General features: G+C 70.0%; 12 protein-coding genes. 2 read left to right on the top strand and 10 right to left on the bottom strand.

Annotated elements, in window-relative coordinates:
• Positions 1-481 precede the first annotated feature (481 nt).
• Positions 482-1708: a thiolase family protein gene (locus AC07F3_RS31530; RefSeq protein ID WP_189965629.1), complete on the top strand. Its 1227-nt coding sequence runs from the start codon at positions 482-484 to the stop codon at positions 1706-1708.
• Positions 1705-3837 (top strand): 3-hydroxyacyl-CoA dehydrogenase NAD-binding domain-containing protein, encoded by a 2133-nt coding sequence (locus tag AC07F3_RS31525; RefSeq protein WP_479117817.1) that lies wholly within the window; start codon positions 1705-1707, stop codon positions 3835-3837. The genes AC07F3_RS31530 and AC07F3_RS31525 overlap by 4 nt, the downstream gene beginning before the upstream one ends.
• A gap of 204 nt (positions 3838-4041) precedes the next feature.
• Here AC07F3_RS31525 and AC07F3_RS31520 read toward each other — a convergent pair whose 3' ends face one another.
• The 10 genes from AC07F3_RS31520 to AC07F3_RS31475 all read right to left on the bottom strand — a co-directional run bounded on the left by AC07F3_RS31520 (position 4042) and on the right by AC07F3_RS31475 (position 17540).
• Positions 4042-5193 (bottom strand): PLL family lectin, encoded by a 1152-nt coding sequence (locus AC07F3_RS31520; protein ID WP_479117816.1) that lies wholly within the window; start codon positions 5191-5193, stop codon positions 4042-4044.
• 229 nt (positions 5194-5422) lie between these two features.
• Positions 5423-6919 (bottom strand): ArnT family glycosyltransferase, encoded by a 1497-nt coding sequence (locus tag AC07F3_RS31515; RefSeq protein WP_479117815.1) that lies wholly within the window; start codon positions 6917-6919, stop codon positions 5423-5425.
• A 74-nt stretch (positions 6920-6993) separates the two neighbouring features.
• On the bottom strand, positions 6994-8487 hold the full coding sequence (locus AC07F3_RS31510; protein ID WP_479117814.1) for an amino acid permease: 1494 nt from the start codon (positions 8485-8487) through the stop codon (positions 6994-6996).
• A gap of 150 nt (positions 8488-8637) precedes the next feature.
• Positions 8638-10563 carry a 1-deoxy-D-xylulose-5-phosphate synthase gene (gene dxs / locus AC07F3_RS31505; protein WP_479117813.1) on the bottom strand — a complete coding sequence of 642 codons (1926 nt, stop codon included), beginning with the start codon at positions 10561-10563 and terminating at the stop codon, positions 8638-8640.
• A 177-nt stretch (positions 10564-10740) separates the two neighbouring features.
• Positions 10741-12045 carry a sugar ABC transporter permease gene (locus AC07F3_RS31500; protein WP_479117812.1) on the bottom strand — a complete coding sequence of 435 codons (1305 nt, stop codon included), beginning with the start codon at positions 12043-12045 and terminating at the stop codon, positions 10741-10743.
• Positions 12042-12830, bottom strand: coding sequence for an ATP-binding cassette domain-containing protein (locus AC07F3_RS31495; protein WP_114039873.1), 789 nt, complete (start codon positions 12828-12830; stop codon positions 12042-12044). The genes AC07F3_RS31500 and AC07F3_RS31495 overlap by 4 nt, the downstream gene beginning before the upstream one ends.
• A gap of 194 nt (positions 12831-13024) precedes the next feature.
• Positions 13025-14134, bottom strand: a complete 1110-nt coding sequence (locus AC07F3_RS31490) for an ABC transporter substrate-binding protein (protein WP_479117850.1) — start codon at positions 14132-14134, stop codon at positions 13025-13027.
• A gap of 133 nt (positions 14135-14267) precedes the next feature.
• Entirely contained in the window at positions 14268-15467 is a 1200-nt protein-coding gene (locus AC07F3_RS31485) for an ROK family transcriptional regulator (protein WP_479117811.1), read from the bottom strand.
• A 224-nt stretch (positions 15468-15691) separates the two neighbouring features.
• Positions 15692-16588, bottom strand: a complete 897-nt coding sequence (locus AC07F3_RS31480) for a carbohydrate ABC transporter permease (protein ID WP_479117849.1) — start codon at positions 16586-16588, stop codon at positions 15692-15694.
• A 25-nt stretch (positions 16589-16613) separates the two neighbouring features.
• Positions 16614-17540, bottom strand: coding sequence for a carbohydrate ABC transporter permease (locus AC07F3_RS31475; protein ID WP_479117810.1), 927 nt, complete (start codon positions 17538-17540; stop codon positions 16614-16616).
• Between the last annotated feature and the right edge of the window lie 41 nt (positions 17541-17581).

The raw sequence follows: 17581 nt of genomic DNA, 5'->3' as shown, positions 1-17581 counted from the left end.
GGGAGCAGGCGGCCGCGTGCAGGCCGTGCGTGGCTGAGCGCGCCTTCCCCGCCCCCTGAGCAGCGGGCTTCCCGGCCCGCCCGGAGGCAGGCGGCCGCCTGCGGACCGTGCGTGGCCGGGCGCGCAGTTCCCCGCGCCCCTAAGCAGCGTGCTCCCTGGCAGGGGCTTTCCCAGCCCGTCCGGCGATTGAGGACGAGCGCCCTTGAGGCGCGATGGGGGGCCGGGGGCGGAGCCCCCGGGTGGGGGCCCCGGGTGGGGGCCCCGGGTGGGGGCCCCGGGTGGGGGGCCGCGGGGGCTCCGCGGCTCCCGGAGGGTTTTGGGAAGGGGCAGGGGTGGGGGCACAACCCGGTGTGACGTTCGCCGCTCCCGCCCCCGGGACTGGGCAGTTTGGTTACTCGTAAGTAGCATGGGCCGGGTGAGCGCGCGCTCAGTCGCGTGCGCAGCAGTGCAGTGCCACCCCGCACCCTGGAGGAGAGCCATCGTGCCTCGTACCGTCAGGGACGTCGTCTTCGTCGACGGCGTCCGCACCCCGTTCGGCAAGGCGGGCCCGAAGGGCATCTACCACGAGACCCGGGCCGACGATCTGGTCGTCAAGGCGATCCGCGAGCTGCTGCGCCGCAACCCGGCCCTGGACCCCGCGAAGATCGACGAGGTCGCCATCGCGGCCACCACGCAGATCGGTGACCAGGGTCTGACCCTGGGCCGCACGGCCGGCATCCTCGCGGGCCTCCCGCAGTCCGTGCCCGGCTACTCCATCGACCGCATGTGCGCGGGCGCCCTGACCGCGGTGACCTCGGTCGCGGGCTCCATCGCGTTCGGCGCGTACGACGCCGTGATCGCCGGTGGCGTCGAGCACATGGGCCGCCACCCGATGGGCGAGGGCGTCGACCCGAACCCGCGGTTCGTCAGCGAGAAGCTGGTCGACGAGTCGGCCCTCTTCATGGGCATGACCGCCGAGAACCTGCACGACCGCTACCCCCAGATCACGAAGCTGCGTGCCGACGAGTACGCGGTGCGCTCGCAGGAGAAGGCCGCCAAGGCGTACGCCGACGGCAAGATCCAGCAGGACCTGGTCCCGATCTCGGTGCGCAACACCAACGCCGAGGTGGGCGAGACCGGTTGGGGTCTCGTCACCGCCGACGAGCCGATGCGCCCGGGCACCACCCTGGAGAGCCTCGCCGGCCTCAAGACGCCGTTCCGCGTGCACGGCAACGTCACCGCGGGCAACGCGGCCGGCCTCAACGACGGCGCCACCGCGTCGATCATCGCGTCCGAGGAGTTCGCGCGGGAGAACAACCTCCCCGTGAAGATGCGCCTCGTCTCCTACGCCTTCGCCGGCGTGGAGCCCGAGGTCATGGGCTACGGCCCGATCCCGGCGACCGAGAAGGCACTCGCCAAGGCCGGCCTGTCGATCGAGGACATCAACCTCTTCGAGATCAACGAGGCGTTCGCCGTCCAGGTCCTCGCGTTCCTGGACCACTACGGCATCGCCGACGACGACGCGCGCGTCAACCAGTACGGCGGCGCCATCGCCTACGGTCACCCGCTCGCCTCCTCCGGCGTACGTCTGATGACGCAGCTGGCCCGGCAGTTCGAGGAGCAGCCGGAGGTCCGCTACGGCCTCACCACCATGTGCGTCGGCTTCGGCATGGGCGCCACGGTCATCTGGGAGAACCCGCACCACAAGGACGCCGGAGGCAGCAAGTGAGCACCACCACCGCTGAGCTTCTCAAGGGCGCGGCCGAGCTGTTCCCGGACGAGGTCGTGACGTCCGCGAACGTCCGTCACCTGGAACTTCCCTACGGCGCCGGGCGCTTCGCGCTGATCACCCTCGACAACGGCTTCGACCACACCAAGCCGACCACCTTCGGCCCCGGCTCGCTGGCGAACCTCAACGCCGCCATCGACCAGGTCGAGAAGGAGGCCGCCGAGGGCTCCATCGTCGGCGTCGGTGTCACCGGCAAGCCGTTCATCTTCGCGGTCGGCGCCGACCTCAAGGGCGTCGAGATCCTCAAGCGCCACGAAGACGCCCTGGCCATCGGCAAGAGCGGCCACGAGGTCTTCAAGCGGCTCTCGGGCCTCGCCGTTCCGACCTTCGCGTACTACAACGGCGCGGCCATGGGCGGCGGTGTCGAGGTCGGTCTGCACTGCACCTACCGCACCGTCTCCAAGGCGCTGCCCGCGTTCTCGCTGCCCGAGGTCTTCCTCGGCCTGGTCCCGGGCTGGGGCGGCTGCACGCTGCTCCCCAACCTGATCGGCGCCGACAAGGCCGTCTCGGTCATCATCGAGAACTCGCTGAACCAGAACCGCCAGCTCAAGGGCAAGCAGGTCTTCGAACTCGGCATCGCCGACGCCCTCTTCGAAGGTGCCGACTTCCTGGAGCAGTCCCTCGTCTGGACCGCGAACGTCCTCAAGGGCGACGTCACCGTCGAGCGCCCCGAGGTCGACCGCGGCGAGGCCTGGGACCAGGCCGTCGCCAAGGGCCGCTTCATCGCCGACTCGAAGGTGCACGGGGCCGCCCCGGCCGCCTACCGCGCCCTCGACATCATCGCGGCGTCGAAGGACGGCGACCTCCAGGCCGGTTTCGACGCCGAGGACAGCGCGCTCGCCGACCTGATCATGGGTGGCGAACTGCGGTCCGGCATCTACGCGTTCAACCTGGTGCAGAAGCGCGCCAAGCGCCCGGCCGGCGCCCCGGACAAGAACCTGGCGCGCCCGGTCACCAAGGTCGGCGTCGTCGGCGCGGGCCTGATGGCCTCGCAGCTGGCCCTGCTGTTCCTGCGCCGTCTGGAGGTGCCGGTCGTCCTGACCGACATCGACCAGGAGCGCGTCGACAAGGGTGTGGGCTACGTCCACGCCGAGATCGACAAGCTGCTCTCGAAGTCCCGGATCAACCAGGACAAGGCCAACCGTCTCAAGGGCCTGGTCTCCGGTGTCCTCGACAAGGCCGAGGGCTTCTCGGACGCCGACTTCATCATCGAGGCCGTCTTCGAGGAGATCGGCGTCAAGCAGCAGGTGTTCGCGGAGGTCGAGGCGGTCGCTCCGGCGCACGCGATCCTCGCCACCAACACCTCCTCGCTGTCGGTCACCGAGATGGCGTCCAAGCTGAAGCACCCCGAGCGGGTCGTCGGCTTCCACTTCTTCAACCCGGTCGCGATCCTGCCGCTCCTGGAGATCGTCCGCGGCGAGCAGACCGACGACGTCTCGCTGGCCACGGCGTTCGGCGTGGCGCGCAAGCTGAAGAAGACCGCGGTCCTGGTGAAGGACGCCCCGGCGTTCGTCGTCAACCGCATCCTGACCCGCTTCATGGGCGAGATCCAGAACGTCATCGACGAGGGCACCCCGGTCGCCGTCGCCGAGAAGGCCGTCGAGCCGCTCGGCCTGCCGATGTCGCCGCTGGTCCTGCTCGAGCTGGTCGGCCCGGCCATCGGCCTGCACGTGTCCGAGACCCTCAACCGCGCCTTCCCGGACCGCTTCACGGTCTCCGAGAACCTGGCCGCGGTGGTCAAGGCGGGCAAGCGCGGCTTCTACAAGTACGACTCCGGCAAGCCGGAGCTGGACCCCGAGGTCGCGGCCCTCCTCAAGCAGGGCGACGTCGTCCTGACCGAGGAGCAGACCCGTGACCGCGTCCTGGACGCGGTGGCGCAGGAGATCGGTCTGATGCTGGACGAGGGCGTCGTCGCCGAGGCCCAGGACATCGACCTCTGCCTGATCACGGGCGCCGGCTGGCCCTTCCACCTGGGCGGCATCACGCCGTACCTGGACCGCGAGGGCGTCTCGGAGCGCGTGAACGGGAAGAAGTTCCTGGCGCAGGGCGTCGCGAGCGTCCCCGCGTAACAGCGTTGCACGGCAGAGGGCCCGCACTTCGGTGCGGGGCCTCTGCCGTGCGCCCGACTGCCATGGCGCACAAGCCTGTTGACGGTGCGACAGGGTAATCGCGCGGGCGACCCCGTACGCTCCGCGGACGAAGGGGCCCACGGACGGGGTGTGCGAAGGCCCGGGCCGCGACGCGGTCCCGGGCCTTGCCTGTCGTGCGGTGCGTCAGACCTGCTGCCAGGCCTCCAGGGCGAGGCCGGGCTCGTCGGTGCGCTGGCGGGTGATCCGCAGACCGCCCTCGGGGGTGAACACGCCGAGCACGATCCGGCCGTCGGCGTCCAGCGTCAGCGCCGGGGCGCCCGCGCAGACCTCGCCGGTCGGGGTCCAGGTGACCCCGGCGCCCTCCTGCTCGCTGGGGTAGGCCGCTATCGAGGGGCGGCCGTCGCGATCGCGCTGGGCGAGGACGGTGCAGTCGACGCCGTCGATCTCCTTGCGGAGGAGCGCGACCGGGCCCGAACCCCGGCCGCCGAGCGGCTCGGTGGGGCCGTCGCCGCGCCAGGCGCGCAGCTCGCCGGACTTGGCGTCGCGCAGGAAGAAGGTGATGCGGCCGCCCTCGCCGGTCACCAGACCGCCGATGGTGCCCGTCTCCGGGTCGGCCGCCAGCTTCTCGATCTCCTCGAACTTGGCGTCCGCGGCGGCCCGTTCGAAGCGCATGACACCGGTGTTGGACGGAGCGTGGATGACCATCCGGCCGGCCTCGCCCGCCACCACCGATATCGAGCGGTCGGCGCCGTTTCCGTTGAGGTCGGCCCAGCCCGCCCACTTGCCGGAGGGCTCCTGGCCGCGTGCGGAGACGCCGCCGAAGGCGTTGCGCACCACGATCTGGGCGTTGCCCGCCGAGTCCACGCCCACCGAGGGGTGGCCCATCTTGAGGCCCTTCTCCCAGTCGCGGCGCGGATAGGGGGAGCCGACGACGGCCCAGCTCTTGACCGGGCGGCCCGTCTGGTACTGGATGGCGTGGACGAGCTCGGCCCAGGTGCCGCCGTCCTCCATCGGCGTGTGCCGCAGCGCCGTCAGGTGCACATAGCCGTCGGCGCCCTGGGCGACGGAGAGGTGCGACTGGAGGCCCTTGCCCGGCGCGACCAGCTCGGGACCGCTCCACGCGCCGCCCGGCCGCGACTCGGTCCAGCGGGCCACGCCGCCGGCGGCGGGCGCGTACGCGGAGAGCCGGCCGTCCTTGCCGAGCCGGAGCCAGTCGGTGACCGTGGGGCGCCCGTCCTCGGTCGCCACGACCGGGGTGGCGGGGGACGGGGCGGTGACGATGCCGCCGGTCCTGGCGGGCTGCCCGTTCGATGCCTGTCGAGACCTCAGTGCCATGGTCCGCGACCACCTTTCCCCACCGGATCCGCGCGACGCGTCCGGGTCCAGCAAACCAGCGACTTTCTGCCGACCATAACACTGGTCAGTACCCCTGATTTCCCCTGGTATTTCCGTCCCGACGTGCGGCTTTTCGGCAGTCGGCGCAAGCGGGGCGGGCGGGGTTTCCGGTCCGGTCCGTTCGGCCGGTCGGGTGAGAGTCGGGCGGTGCGTACGCGAGAGAGGAGGGTCAGTCGGTGCGTACGTACAGGACGGCGCCGTCCACGACGGCGGTCCTCTCGTACCGGGAGGCGAGGAAGCGGCGCAGGGTGGGCAGCCGGTCCGCGGCGTAGGGAAGGCCCCGGGAGTCGTCGACGACCAGCGCCGGAGGGCGGTCGGCGAGCTCGGCGCGGAACACCGGCCAGGTGCCGTCGACCCCGTACTTCTCCCCCACCTGGGGTCCGTCCCGGCCACCGCTGTAGTTGGTGAGCAGTCCCGCCGTCAGGTAGCGGCTGGCCGGGGCGCGGCGGGCCAGCCAGTACGTCTCGGGGTGTATCCCCCACACCAGGACCCGGTCGGCGGGGCCGGTGCGGGCCTGGACCGCGGCGGCGAGGCGCTCGGCGTGGGCGAGGTCCGGGCGCGGGGCGAGGAGGCCCCACAGCAGGAAGAGGGCGCACGCGCAGGCGGAGGTGAGCAGCGCGCTGGTGAGCCGGTGGGTCGGCAGGATCTGGAGCGCTCCGGTGGCGAGCAGGACCAGGGGCGGCATGAGCTGGAGGTAGTAGTGGCCGAAGAAGTGGCAGCCGAGCAGGACGGCGCCCGCCGACGCGATCAGCCAGAGCCACAGGTCGGCGGCGCCGGTCCGCGCGATGCGCAGCACCCGCACGACCGGCGGCAGCAGTCCGGCGCAGCCCGCGGCCCAGAGGGCGGTGTTGGTCAACCCCCGCAGCAGGACGTGGAGTTCGGATCCGGCGAAAGAGGCGTACGCCCCGGAGCCGGTGACCGTCCAGAACAGGAAGCGGGACGGGCCGGTGAGCAGGGCCACCGCGAGGACGGGCAGCGTGAGACCAACAACCGTACGCAGCAAGGAAGTTCGCCGGTGATCGGGCCGCTGCCAGAGCAGCCACAGGACGGGGGCCAGGGCCGCGCCGCCGGTCTGCTTGGTGAGGCAGGCCCCGGCGACGGCGAGGCCCGCCCGGGTCCACTGGCCCCGGTCCGCGCAGCGGACGGCCGCCGCGGTGAAGGGCAGCATGAACACCTCGAAGGTGGCGGCCTGGGCGTCCTCGGGGTTGAGTCCCACCGAGACGAGCAGATGGAGCACGCCCGCGGCGCGGCCCGCGCGGTCGCCCCAGCGGCGGCGGGCGGTGGACGCGAGCGCGAGGGCGGTGAGCAGCTGAGCGGCGACGGCGGCGAGGCGGAGCGGGCCGAGCGACCCGTCGCCGCACAGCGCGAACGCGGCCTCGTACAGCCAGGGCAGCAGGGGCGGTTTGCGGTCGACGACGGTGCCGTAGAGCGTGCCGCCGCCCGCCAGGAGGCGCGCCTGGACGGCGAGGTAGCCCTCGTCGGGGTTCCACAGCGGGTGCCGGAACGAGGGGAGGCGGGTGAGCAGGGCGAGGGCGGCGAGGACCGGGAGCAGCCGCCCCCAGTAGCGGCGCGGGGCGGTCGCGGGCGGGTCCGAGGGGCGGCGGCGCTGGCCCGGCAGCCCGCGCCTGGTCACGGTCCGTAGTGAGGGCGGCGGCTCGGCGAGCATGCGGGTCACCCTATGCGGCCCCGTACGCCCGGTTCAGGAGGGACATTCGGGGCCGCGCTGGAATCGGGCCCCGATTACTGGGGGTTGTGACCGGGCCGGGCCTCGACACGGCTGTGCCGACGGCCGTAGCCGAAGTAGATGACGATGCCGATCGCCATCCAGATGCCGAACCGGATCCAGGTCTCGGCGGGCAGGTTGAGCATCAGCCACAGCGAGGCGGCCACCGCGGCCGCGGGCACCCAGGGCACCAGCGGGGTGCGGAAGGCGCGGGGCAGGTCGGGGCGGGTGTGGCGCAGGATGACGACGCCGATCGCGACGACGACGAAGGCGAACAGGGTGCCGATGTTGACCAGTTCGGCGAGTTCGCTGAGGCTCGTGAAGCCCGCGACGATCGCGATGATCACGCCGAGCAGGATGGTCGGCCGGTGCGGGGTGCGGAACCGCGGGTGGACGTGCGAGAAGAACCGGGGCAGCAGACCGTCCCGGCTCATCGCGAAGAACACCCGGGTCTGGCCGAGCAGCAGGATCATGCACACCGTGGTCAGGCCCACGGCGGCGCCGAAGCTGATGACGCCCGCGAAGAACGGGTGGCCGGTGGCCTTGAAGGCGTCGGCGAGCGGCGCGTCGACGGAGAGGTCGGTGTAGTGCTGCATGCCGGTGACGACGATGGAGACGGCGACGTAGAGGATCGTGCAGATGAGGAGGGAGCCGAGGATGCCGCGCGGCATGTCGCGCTGCGGGTTCCTGGTCTCCTCGGCGGCGGTCGCCACGACGTCGAAGCCGATGAAGGCGAAGAAGACGACCGAGGCCGCGGTGAAGATGCCCATCACACCGAAGTTGGTGGGCGCGTAGCCGGACATCAGCTGGATGAGCGGGGCCTTGAGGTCGCTGCCCGCGGTCTGCGGCTGGGCCGGGGGGATGAACGGCGAGTAGTGGGCGGACTTGATGAAGAACGCGCCCGCCACGATCACGATCAGGACGACGGTCACCTTGACGGCGACGACCACCGAGGTGACCCGGGCGGACAGCTTCATGCCGAGGACGAGGATGGCGGTGAGCACCAGGACCAGGGCGGCCGCGAGGATGTCGAAGCCGAACCCGTGGGCGCCGTCGCGGCCGCTGAGCGCCTCGGGCAGGTGCCAGCCCGCGTTGTCGAGCAGGGAACGGACGTAGCCGGACCAGCCGACGGCCACCACCGCCGTTCCCAGGGCGAATTCGAGCACCAGGTCCCAGCCGATGGTCCAGGCCGGCAGCTCGCCGAGCGAGGCGTAGGAGAAGGTGTACGCGGACCCGGCCACCGGCACCGTCGAGGCGAACTCGGCGTAGCAGAGCGCGGCCAGCGCGCAGACGATGCCCGCCACCACGAACGCGAGGGAGACCGCGGGCCCGGCGTTCTCCTTGGCCACCTTGCCGGTGAGGACGAAGATGCCGGTGCCGATGATGACTCCGACCCCGAAAACGGTGAGGTCGAGCGTGGACAGGGACTTTTTGAGCGCGTGTTCTGGCTCCTCTGTGTCCTGAATTGACTGCTCGATCGATTTGGTCCGGAACAGACTTCTGCTGACCACCCGTGCACCTCCGCTAGCTCAACGTCCTCGCCATGATCGGGAGGACTGGCGCTACGGGTACCGGGCCGAGCCCGTTATTCACGCGAACGGGCCGGACCGATCACCCGTACAGGGAGATCGGTCCGGCCCGTTGACCCGGCGGTCACATGATCAGTCGCGGGCGGGCTCCACCGCGGCCCGGCTCTCCTCGAACCGGCCGTCCAGCTTGGAGACGAGACCGGTGACCTGACGGGCGATGTCCGGCGCGGTCAGGCCGATCTCCGCCATGACCTCGCCGCGCGAGGCGTGGTCGAGGAAGCGCGGCGGGATGCCGAAGTCGCGCAGCGGCACGTCGACGCCCGCGTCGCGCAGCGCCTGGCTGATCGCCGAACCGACGCCGCCCACGCGGCTGTTGTCCTCGACCGTGACGACGACGCGGTGCTTCTCGGCGAGCGGCGCCATGGCCTCGTCGACCGGCTTGACCCAGCGCGGGTCGACCACGGTCGTCGAGATGCCCTGCGCGTCGAGGAGGTCGGCGATCTCCAGGCACATCGGCGCCAGCGCGCCGACGGAGACCAGGAGCACGTCCGGGCGCACGGCGTCGGAGGACGGCTGGCGCAGCACGTCCATGCCGCCGACCTTGCCGACGGCCTTGACGGCGGGGCCGACCGCGCCCTTGGAGAAGCGCACGACGGTCGGCGCGTCGTCGACCTCGACGGCCTCGCGCAGCTGGGCGCGCACCTGGTCGGCGTCGCGCGGGGCCGCGATCCTGAGGTCGGGCACGACCTGGAGGATCGACATGTCCCACATGCCGTTGTGCGAGGCCCCGTCGGTGCCGGTGACTCCGGCCCGGTCGAGCACGAAGGTCACGCCGCACTTGTGCAGGGCCACGTCCATGAGGACCTGGTCGAAGGCGCGGTTGAGGAAGGTGGCGTACACCGCGAACACCGGGTGCAGGCCGCCGGTGGCCAGGCCCGCGGCGGAGACCGCGGCGTGCTGCTCGGCGATGCCCACGTCGTAGACCCGCTCGGGGAAGGCCTTGGCGAACTTGTCGAGGCCGACCGGCTGGAGCATGGCCGCGGTGATCGCGACGATGTCCTCGCGCTCCTTGCCGAGCCGGACCATCTCCTCGCCGAACACCGAGGTCCAGTCGAGACCGGAGGTCGAGACCGGCAGACCGGTGTCGGGGTGGATCTTGCCGACGGCGTGGAAGCGGTCGGCCTCGTCCGCGAGCGCCGGCTGGTAGCCGCGGCCCTTCTCGGTGAGGCAGTGCACGATGACCGGGCCGCCGAAGCGCTTGGCGCGCTGCAGGGCCGACTCCAGGGCGTCGATGTCGTGGCCGTCGATGGGGCCGACGTACTTCAGGCCGAGGTCCTCGAACATGCCCTGCGGTGCGATGAAGTCCTTCAGGCCCTTCTTGGCGCCGTGCAGGGTCTCGTACAGCGGCTTCCCGACGACCGGGGTGCGCTCCAGGAGGTCCTTGCCCTTGGCCAGGAAGCGCTCGTAGCCGTCGGTGGTGCGCAGGGTGGCCAGGTGGTTGGCGAGGCCGCCGATGGTCGGCGCGTAGGAGCGCTCGTTGTCGTTCACCACGATCACGAGCGGGCGGTCCTTGGCGGCGGCGATGTTGTTCAGCGCCTCCCAGGCCATGCCGCCGGTCAGCGCGCCGTCGCCGATGACGGCCACCACGTGGTCGTCCTTCTTCAGCACCTCGTTCGCCTTGGCGAGGCCGTCGGCCCAGCCGAGGACCGTGGAGGCGTGGCTGTTCTCGATGAAGTCGTGCTCCGACTCACCGCGCGCCGGGTAGCCGGACAGGCCGCCCTTCATCTTCAGGCGGGAGAAGTCCTGCCGCCCCGTGAGGAGCTTGTGGACGTAGCTCTGGTGTCCGGTGTCCCAGAGGACCTTGTCCTTCGGGGATTCGAAGACGCGGTGCAGTGCGATGGTCAGTTCCACCACACCGAGGTTCGGACCGAGGTGTCCGCCGGTCTTGGAGACCGCGTCCACCAGGAAGGTCCGGATCTCTGCCGCCAGCTGGTCGAGCTGCTCCGGGCTGAGCCGGTCAAGATCGCGCGGTCCCCTGATACGGGTAAGCAGCGGCACCCGTGCCTCCTTGCATCCGTGCTGGTCGAGCATGCCGATCCGTTGAGTCTAATGTTCCGCCCGCGCCCGCGGTCGCGGGGCGGTGCGTTCCGCGTCACCCGTGTGGCTGACGGGCGCGGCCGCGCACAGACGTGCCCGGCGCCTCAGGGGCACCGGGCACGTCGGTAGTCGCGCAGGTCAGGCGCGGCCAGCGGACTTCTGGGTCTTCCGGGTGACGGCGTCGATGATCACGGTGAACAGAAGCACACCGCCGGTGATCATCTGCTGAATCGCCGAGGCGACGCCTTCGAGCGCCAGGCCGTACTGGATCGAGACGATCACCAGCACGCCGAGGAGCGCGTTCCAGGTGCGGCCGCGGCCGCCGAAGAGGCTGGTGCCGCCGATGACGGCCGCGGCGATGGCGTTCATCAGCAGGTCGCCGCTGCCGGCGCTCTGGTTCGCCGCGCTGATCTTGGAGGCGATGAAAAGACCGCCGACCGCGGCGAAGGTGCCCGAGATCGCGTAGACCGAGGTGCGGATCATCACGATGTTGATGCCGGCCCGGCGCGAGGCCTCGACGCTGCCGCCGAGCGCGAAGATCTTGCGGCCGTACGCGGTGCGGCGGAGCACGAAGTCCGTGACGATCAGGACCGCGAGGAAGATCACCACGGCCAGCGGCAGACCCTTGTACTGGTTGAACATGTAGGCCGCGGCGAAGGCCACGATGGCGAGCAGCGCGGTGCGCAGCACGATCTCGTTGAGCGGCCGCGACGGGACGCCCGCGGCCTCGCGGCGGCGGTTGTCGAAGAACGCGGACAGGAAGAACACGGCGACGGCCACCGCAGCGGCACCGTAGGCCACCGCGACATCGCTGAAGTAGTAGTTCGACAGGTTGTAGAAGACGCCGGAACCGTTGGTGTTGATCGTGCCGTTGTCGCCCAGGATCTTCAGCATGAAGCCGTTCCAGAACAGCAGACCGGCCAGCGTGACGGCGAAGGCGGGCACGCCGATCCGCGCGAAGATGAAGCCGTGGATGGCGCCCGCGACCGTACCCGAGAGGATGGCCAGGACCAGCGCCAGCCACTCGGGCGTGCCGTGCAGGATGCTGAGCACCGCGAAGGACGCGCCCGCCACACCGCTGACCGAACCGACCGACAGGTCGATCTCGCCGAGCAGCAGCACGAACACGATGCCGACCGCGATCATGCCCGTGCCGACCATGGCGACCGAGATGTTGGAGAGGTTGCCCGCCGTGAGGAAGTTCGCGTTCAGGCTCTGGAAGACGATGCAGATGATGATCAGGCCGACGATGACGGGCAGCGCGCCCAGCTCACCGGCGCGCACCTTGCGCTTCAGTTCGCCGACGTAGCCGGCGAAGCCCTGCTCGCGCACCAGCAGCCGGGGGTCGACGGCGGTGGAGGCGGCCTCGGCGGCGGGCGGCGCGTCCACGGGGGCCGCGGCCGGCTTGCCGAGACCGGCCGGGGAGGTCTTGTCGGTGCTCACTTCTGAACCTCCGCGTTGCGCGCCGCACGGCGGGTCACGGCGTTGTCCGTGGCCCCGGTGATGGCGGAGATGATCTCTTCCTGCGTGGTGGTCTTCACGTCGAAGACACCGTTGTTCCGGCCGAGCCGGAGCACCGCGACCTTGTCGGCGACGGCCTTCACATCGGCCATGTTGTGGCTGATGAGGATGACCGCGTGGCCGCGCTCGCGCAGCCGCTCCACCAGGTCGAGGACCTGCGCGGTCTGCTCGACGCCGAGGGCCGCGGTCGGCTCGTCGAGGATGACGAGCTTGGGCTCGCCGAGCATCGAACGGGCGATGGCCACGGTCTGGCGCTGGCCGCCGGAGAGGGAGGCGATCGGGATGCGCACGCTCGGGATGCGGATCGACAGCGTGGTGAGCAGCTCGCGCGAGCGGCGCTCCATCTCGACCTCGTCGAGGATGCCGCGCTTGCGGAGCTCGCGACCGAGGTAGAGGTTGCCGACGACGTCGATGTTGTCGCACAGCGCGAGGTCCTGGTAGACGGTCGCGATGCCCAGGCTCTGGGCGTCGTGCGGCTTGGCGATCTGGACGGCCTTGCCCTCCCACTCGATGACGCCGTCATCGATGGGGTGCACGCCGGCGATCGTCTTGACCAGCGTGGACTTTCCGGCGCCGTTGTCGCCCACCAGGGCGACCACTTCACCGGCGTGGACCTCAAGCTCTACGTCGGTGAGCGCCTGAACGGCACCGAACCGCTTGGAGACCCCGCGCAACGCCAACACGGGCGTAGCGGACACGTGAACCATCTCCTTCGCCGCCTGACCGGCGGGGATGCCGCGCCCGGAGGGGGTGGGGGCGCGGAGGTCGAGCAGAAGAGAACAGAAAGGGGGAAACGTTCCGTCCGGCGCCCGCGCCCTCGCGGGGGCTGAAGCGGGCGCAGGGCGCCGGACGAGTGGAAGGGGCTCAAGTCCCGCGTGGTGAAGGGGACTTGGCGAGGTACCTACTTGAGGCCGAGGGCGTCGCAGGCGGCCTTGTAGTTGGCCGTGCAGATGTCGGCGATCGTGTAGATCTTGTCCTTGATGACGGTGTCGTTGATGTTGTCCTTGGTCAGGGAGACGACCGGGACGATCGTGGACGGGACGGCCTTGGTGGTCGGCGAGTCGACCTTCTTCGCGTCGAGCGAGCCGAGCTCCTGGCCCTTGGCGAGCTTGACCGCCATCTCGGCGGCGATGGCGTCCTCCTGCGGGTAGGACTTGTAGACGCTCATGTACTGCTCGCCCGTGATGATCCGCTGCACACCCGCGAGCTCGGCGTCCTGGCCGGTGACCGGGGGGAGCTTGGCGAGACCGGCAGCCTTGAGGGCCGTGATGATGCCGCCCGCCATGCCGTCGTTGGCGGAGTAGACGCCGATGACCTTGTCCTTGCCGAGGGCCGAGAGCGCGGCCTCCATGTTGGCGTTGGCGTTCTCGGGCTTCCACTCCTTGGTGTCGTACTCCTTCCCGATGTTCACCTTGCCGTCGAGCTCGGCGTGGGCGCCCTTCTTGAAGAGCGCGGCGTTCGGGTCGGTGACGGCGCCGTTCATCATGACGATGTCGCCGGACTTGGCCTTGTCGCCCAGGGCCTGGAGGAGGGCCTTGCCCTGCACGTGGCCGACCTCCTCGTTGTCGAAGGACACGTAGGAGTCGATGGGGCCCTCGGCGAGGCGGTCGAAGGCGACGACCGGGATGCCCGCGTCCTTGGCCTTCTTGACCGAGCCCGCGATGGCCTTGGAGTCGACCGCGTCCACGATGAGCGCGTCCACCTTGTTGGTGATCATCGTGTCGGCCTGCTGGTTCTGGGTCGTCGCGTCCTGCTTGGCGTTCGCGTAGACGATCTGGCCCTTGCCGTTGGTCAGCTCCTTGACCTTGGCCTCGATCAGCGGCTTGTCGAACTTCTCGTAGCGCGCGGTCTGGTTCTCGGGGAGCAGCAGGCCGATCTTGAGGTCGTCGCCCTTCTTGGCGCTGCTGGTGCCGGACGACTTGGTGCCGCCGCCCGACTCCTTGGCGCTGCCACAGGCGGCGAGCGAGACGGCCATCGCGGTGGCGGCAACGGCTACAGCGGCACGACGCATGTTCGTGTTCACTTCAGAAACCTCCCTGACGAGGCCGCGACGTTGCGGCCGAGGTGGCTGGAAGTCAACTCGGCGTTAAGCCCACCGTCAAGGAGTAAATCCTTAACGAGATGACAACGGTGCCATCCGTTATCTAAGTGAAGGCAGGCGCCGAGGCGGGCAGGGCACTGTCCAACAGGGTGGAATCCCCCATTTCGCTCAGGACGAGGGCGAGCGCGCCGAGCACCTCCGCACGGCCGCCGAGCGCCCCCGGAAGAACCGACAACTGCCGTGCGGCGCTTGGGATCGCGTACCGCGACACCGAGTCCCGGATGGGCCCGAGCACGAGCTCTCCGGCCTCCGCGAGGTCGCCGCCGAGGACCACCCGGCTCGGGTTCAGGAGGTTGCACAGGTTGGCGACGCCGCTGCCGATGTGGCGCCCGACGTCCGCGATCACGCGGCGGCAGCCGGGGTCGCCCTCGCGGGCCAGTTGGACCACCCGCTCCATCGTCAGGTCGGCGCCGTGGCTGGATTGCAACAGGGGGAGCACGTAGCGGGCCGCGGCGAAGGTCTCCAGGCAGCCGCGGTTGCCGCAGCGGCACACCGGGCCCGACTCGTCCAGGGTGATGTGCCCGATCTCGCCCGCGGTGCCGCCGGGCCCCCGGTAGATCTGCCCGTCTATCACCAGGCCGGCGCCGACACCGCTCGCCACCTTGATGTACGCCAGGTCCCTGACCCCGCGCCCGCCGCCCCAGACCAGCTCGCCGAGCGCGCCCAGATTGGCGTCGTTGTCGACGTACACCGGGACGCCCAGGCGCCCCGAGAGCTCCTCGCTGGGGTTGATGCCGGTCCAGCCCGGCAGGATCGAGGTGGAGCCGAGCGTGCCGGACTCCACGTCGATGGGGCCGGGCACGCCGAGGCCCACCCCGATGACCTTGTCCTGGCCGATGCCGGTGGCCGCGATCAGCCGCTTGACCAGCTCCTCCGCCCGGTCGAAGCCCTCCGCGGATGAGGCGTCGACATCGAGCGGCTCGGACTCCTCGGCGAGGACCTGGTGCGCCAGGTTGCCGACGGCCACCCTCAGGTGCGTATGGCCGAAATCGACGCCGATGACGATGCCGGCCGAGCCGCTGAGCGAGACGCTGCGGGCCCGCCGGCCGCCCGCCGAGGTGGGCGTGACCTCGACGGTCCCGCCGTCCTTCAGCTCGCGGACGATGTTGGAGACCGTGGCCGCGGACAGACCCGTCGTTCTGGCGATCTCGGCCTGGGTGAGGGAGCCCGCCATGCGCACGGCACGTACGACCCGCTCGAGGTTGGCCCGGTGCAATGACGTCTGCGACCCCGGAGTCTCCATCGACTCATCCACTCCCGCCGTAGGCGGACGGCACGACGGCCGCCCCCGCACGGAGCCGCAGCAATGAGGCCCCGTCTTTTCTCCAACATGTGAACTCTAAGCTCAGCCTTCAGGGTGGTCTCCCGTCAAGACCTGAGCAGATGCGGAGCACGGGGCCCCCACGCCGGACCGCCCGCGGGCGGGGGGCCCACGGGCGGTCGGGAGGAGATGAGGAAGGCGGCGCGCTACTTGAGGGCGCCCGCCGTCAGGCCCGCCTGGACCTGCTTCTGGAAGACGACGTACACGGCGAGCACGGGCAGCATCGCGATGGTGAGCCCCGCGAAGAGCGCTCCCCAGTCACCCTGGTAGCCCTGCTGCACGGCGAGGTCCGCGAGTCCCTGGGTGAGCACCCAGTTCTTGGTGTCGCCCTGGTTGAGCACCAAAGGCAGCAGGTACTGGTTCCACTGCCCGAGCACGTTGAAGATGCCGATGCTGATGATGCCGGGCTTGGCCATCGGCAGCATGATCTGGAAGAAGGTGCGGGTGTGCGAGGCCCCGTCGATCAGCGCGGCCTCGGCGACCGTGGTCGGCAGCGTCCGGAAGAACGCCGTCATGAAGAACACCGTGAACGGCAGCGAGTACGCGATGTAGATCAGGATCAGGCCGGGCAGCGTGTTCAGGACCCCGAGGTTCTTCGCGACGAAGAACAGCGGGACGAGCACCATCACCACGGGGAACGCCATGCCGCCGACGAACAGGAAGTAGATGAACCTGTTGCCGGGGAACTCGAAGCGGGCCAGCACGTAGGCCGCCATCGAGCCGAGCAGCATGGTGCCGAAGGTGGAAACGCCCACCACGAACGCGGTGTTGAGGAAGTACTGCCCGATGTTGGCCTTGCTCCAGGCCCGCGACCAGTTGTCGAAGTGGAGCTCGGTGGGCAGCGACCAGGGGTGGGTCAGGATGTCGCCGGAGGTCTTGAACGAGCTCCACAGCGCCCACAGCAGGGGCACGCCCACCATGAGCGCCCACACCACCAGGAACACGTGGCTGAACGCGTTGAGCACGCCCCCCTCGCTGCTGCGCCACTTCCAGCGGGCCGCGCTCGCGGCGGGTGCGGACGACTGCTCGCCGTCCACCTTCATCGTTTCGGTCGTCATCGCGCCACCCCTAGAATTCGATGCGCTCGCGGCGCGAAAGACGCATGCTGAGAATGGCGAACACCAGGGTCACGATGAGCATCGCGACACCCATGGCGGCGGCCATTCCGTACTGGCTGTTGTCCCGGAACGCCGTCTTGTAGAGGAGCAGCGGGACCACGTCGGTGGATTCGTCGGGGCCGCCGACGTTCACGGACATCAGCTGTACGTAGATGAACGCGTCCATGGCGATGATGCCCATGTAGACCCAGGCGGTGGCCACCGTGTCGCGCAGCAGCGGCAGGGTGATCCGGAAGAACGTCTTGACCTTGGATGCGCCGTCCAGGAGCGCCGCCTCGTAGATCTCGCCCGGAATGGAGGCCATTCCGGCCGAGAACAGGACGACGTAGAAACCGACGTTCGCCCAGACCATCACGACCATGATGCAGATCAGCGCGATGCTGGAATCGCCGAGCCAGGACTGCTGGAGCGAACTCAGACCGACGTCCGCCAGCAGGGAGTTGAGCATCCCGTTCTTGGGGTCGGGGTTGTAGATCTGCTGCCACAGGATCGCGATGATCGTGATCGAGAGGACCTGCGGGAAGAAGAAGATCACCTTGTAGAAGCCGGAGCCCCGCACACCGGCGACCCCCGCAGAACCCCTGCGACGGCCGCCGACGTTCAGCATGAAGGCGAAGAAGAGACCGAGGGCCAGCGTGACGACCGGCACGAAGAGGAGCAGGAGGACGTTGTGCCACAACGCCTTCCAGAACAGGTCGTTGTGAATCAGTTTCTGATAGTTGTCCAGCCCGATGAAGTTCTTCTCGGGCGTCAGTCCGCTCCAGCTCGTCATCGAGATCTGGAAGTCCTGGAGGAACGGCGAGATCACGAGGACCCCGTACAGCGCCAGGGGAATTGCCAGGAACCCGATGATGAACCGGTACTTGCCGTGTCGCATGTCGCCGGTCGCTCTCGTCTCAGCCAGTAAGGGTAAGCGCC

The organism is Streptomyces sp. NPDC045846 (assembly GCF_056431605.1).
This window is presented reverse-complemented; position numbering and strand designations above follow the sequence as displayed.

What these genes read in the sequence shown, in the direction of transcription:
- AC07F3_RS31520 (WP_479117816.1), bottom strand. Translation starts at nt 5,193, where the DNA reads ATGGCACTGAGGTCTCGACAGGCATCGAACGGGCAGCCCGCCAGGACC.
- AC07F3_RS31515 (WP_479117815.1), bottom strand. Translation starts at nt 6,919, where the DNA reads ATGCTCGCCGAGCCGCCGCCCTCACTACGGACCGTGACCAGGCGCGGG.
- AC07F3_RS31495 (WP_114039873.1), bottom strand. Translation starts at nt 12,830, where the DNA reads ATGGTTCACGTGTCCGCTACGCCCGTGTTGGCGTTGCGCGGGGTCTCC.
- AC07F3_RS31490 (WP_479117850.1), bottom strand. Translation starts at nt 14,134, where the DNA reads ATGCGTCGTGCCGCTGTAGCCGTTGCCGCCACCGCGATGGCCGTCTCG.
- AC07F3_RS31485 (WP_479117811.1), bottom strand. Translation starts at nt 15,467, where the DNA reads ATGGAGACTCCGGGGTCGCAGACGTCATTGCACCGGGCCAACCTCGAG.
- AC07F3_RS31480 (WP_479117849.1), bottom strand. Translation starts at nt 16,588, where the DNA reads ATGAAGGTGGACGGCGAGCAGTCGTCCGCACCCGCCGCGAGCGCGGCC.
- AC07F3_RS31475 (WP_479117810.1), bottom strand. Translation starts at nt 17,540, where the DNA reads ATGCGACACGGCAAGTACCGGTTCATCATCGGGTTCCTGGCAATTCCC.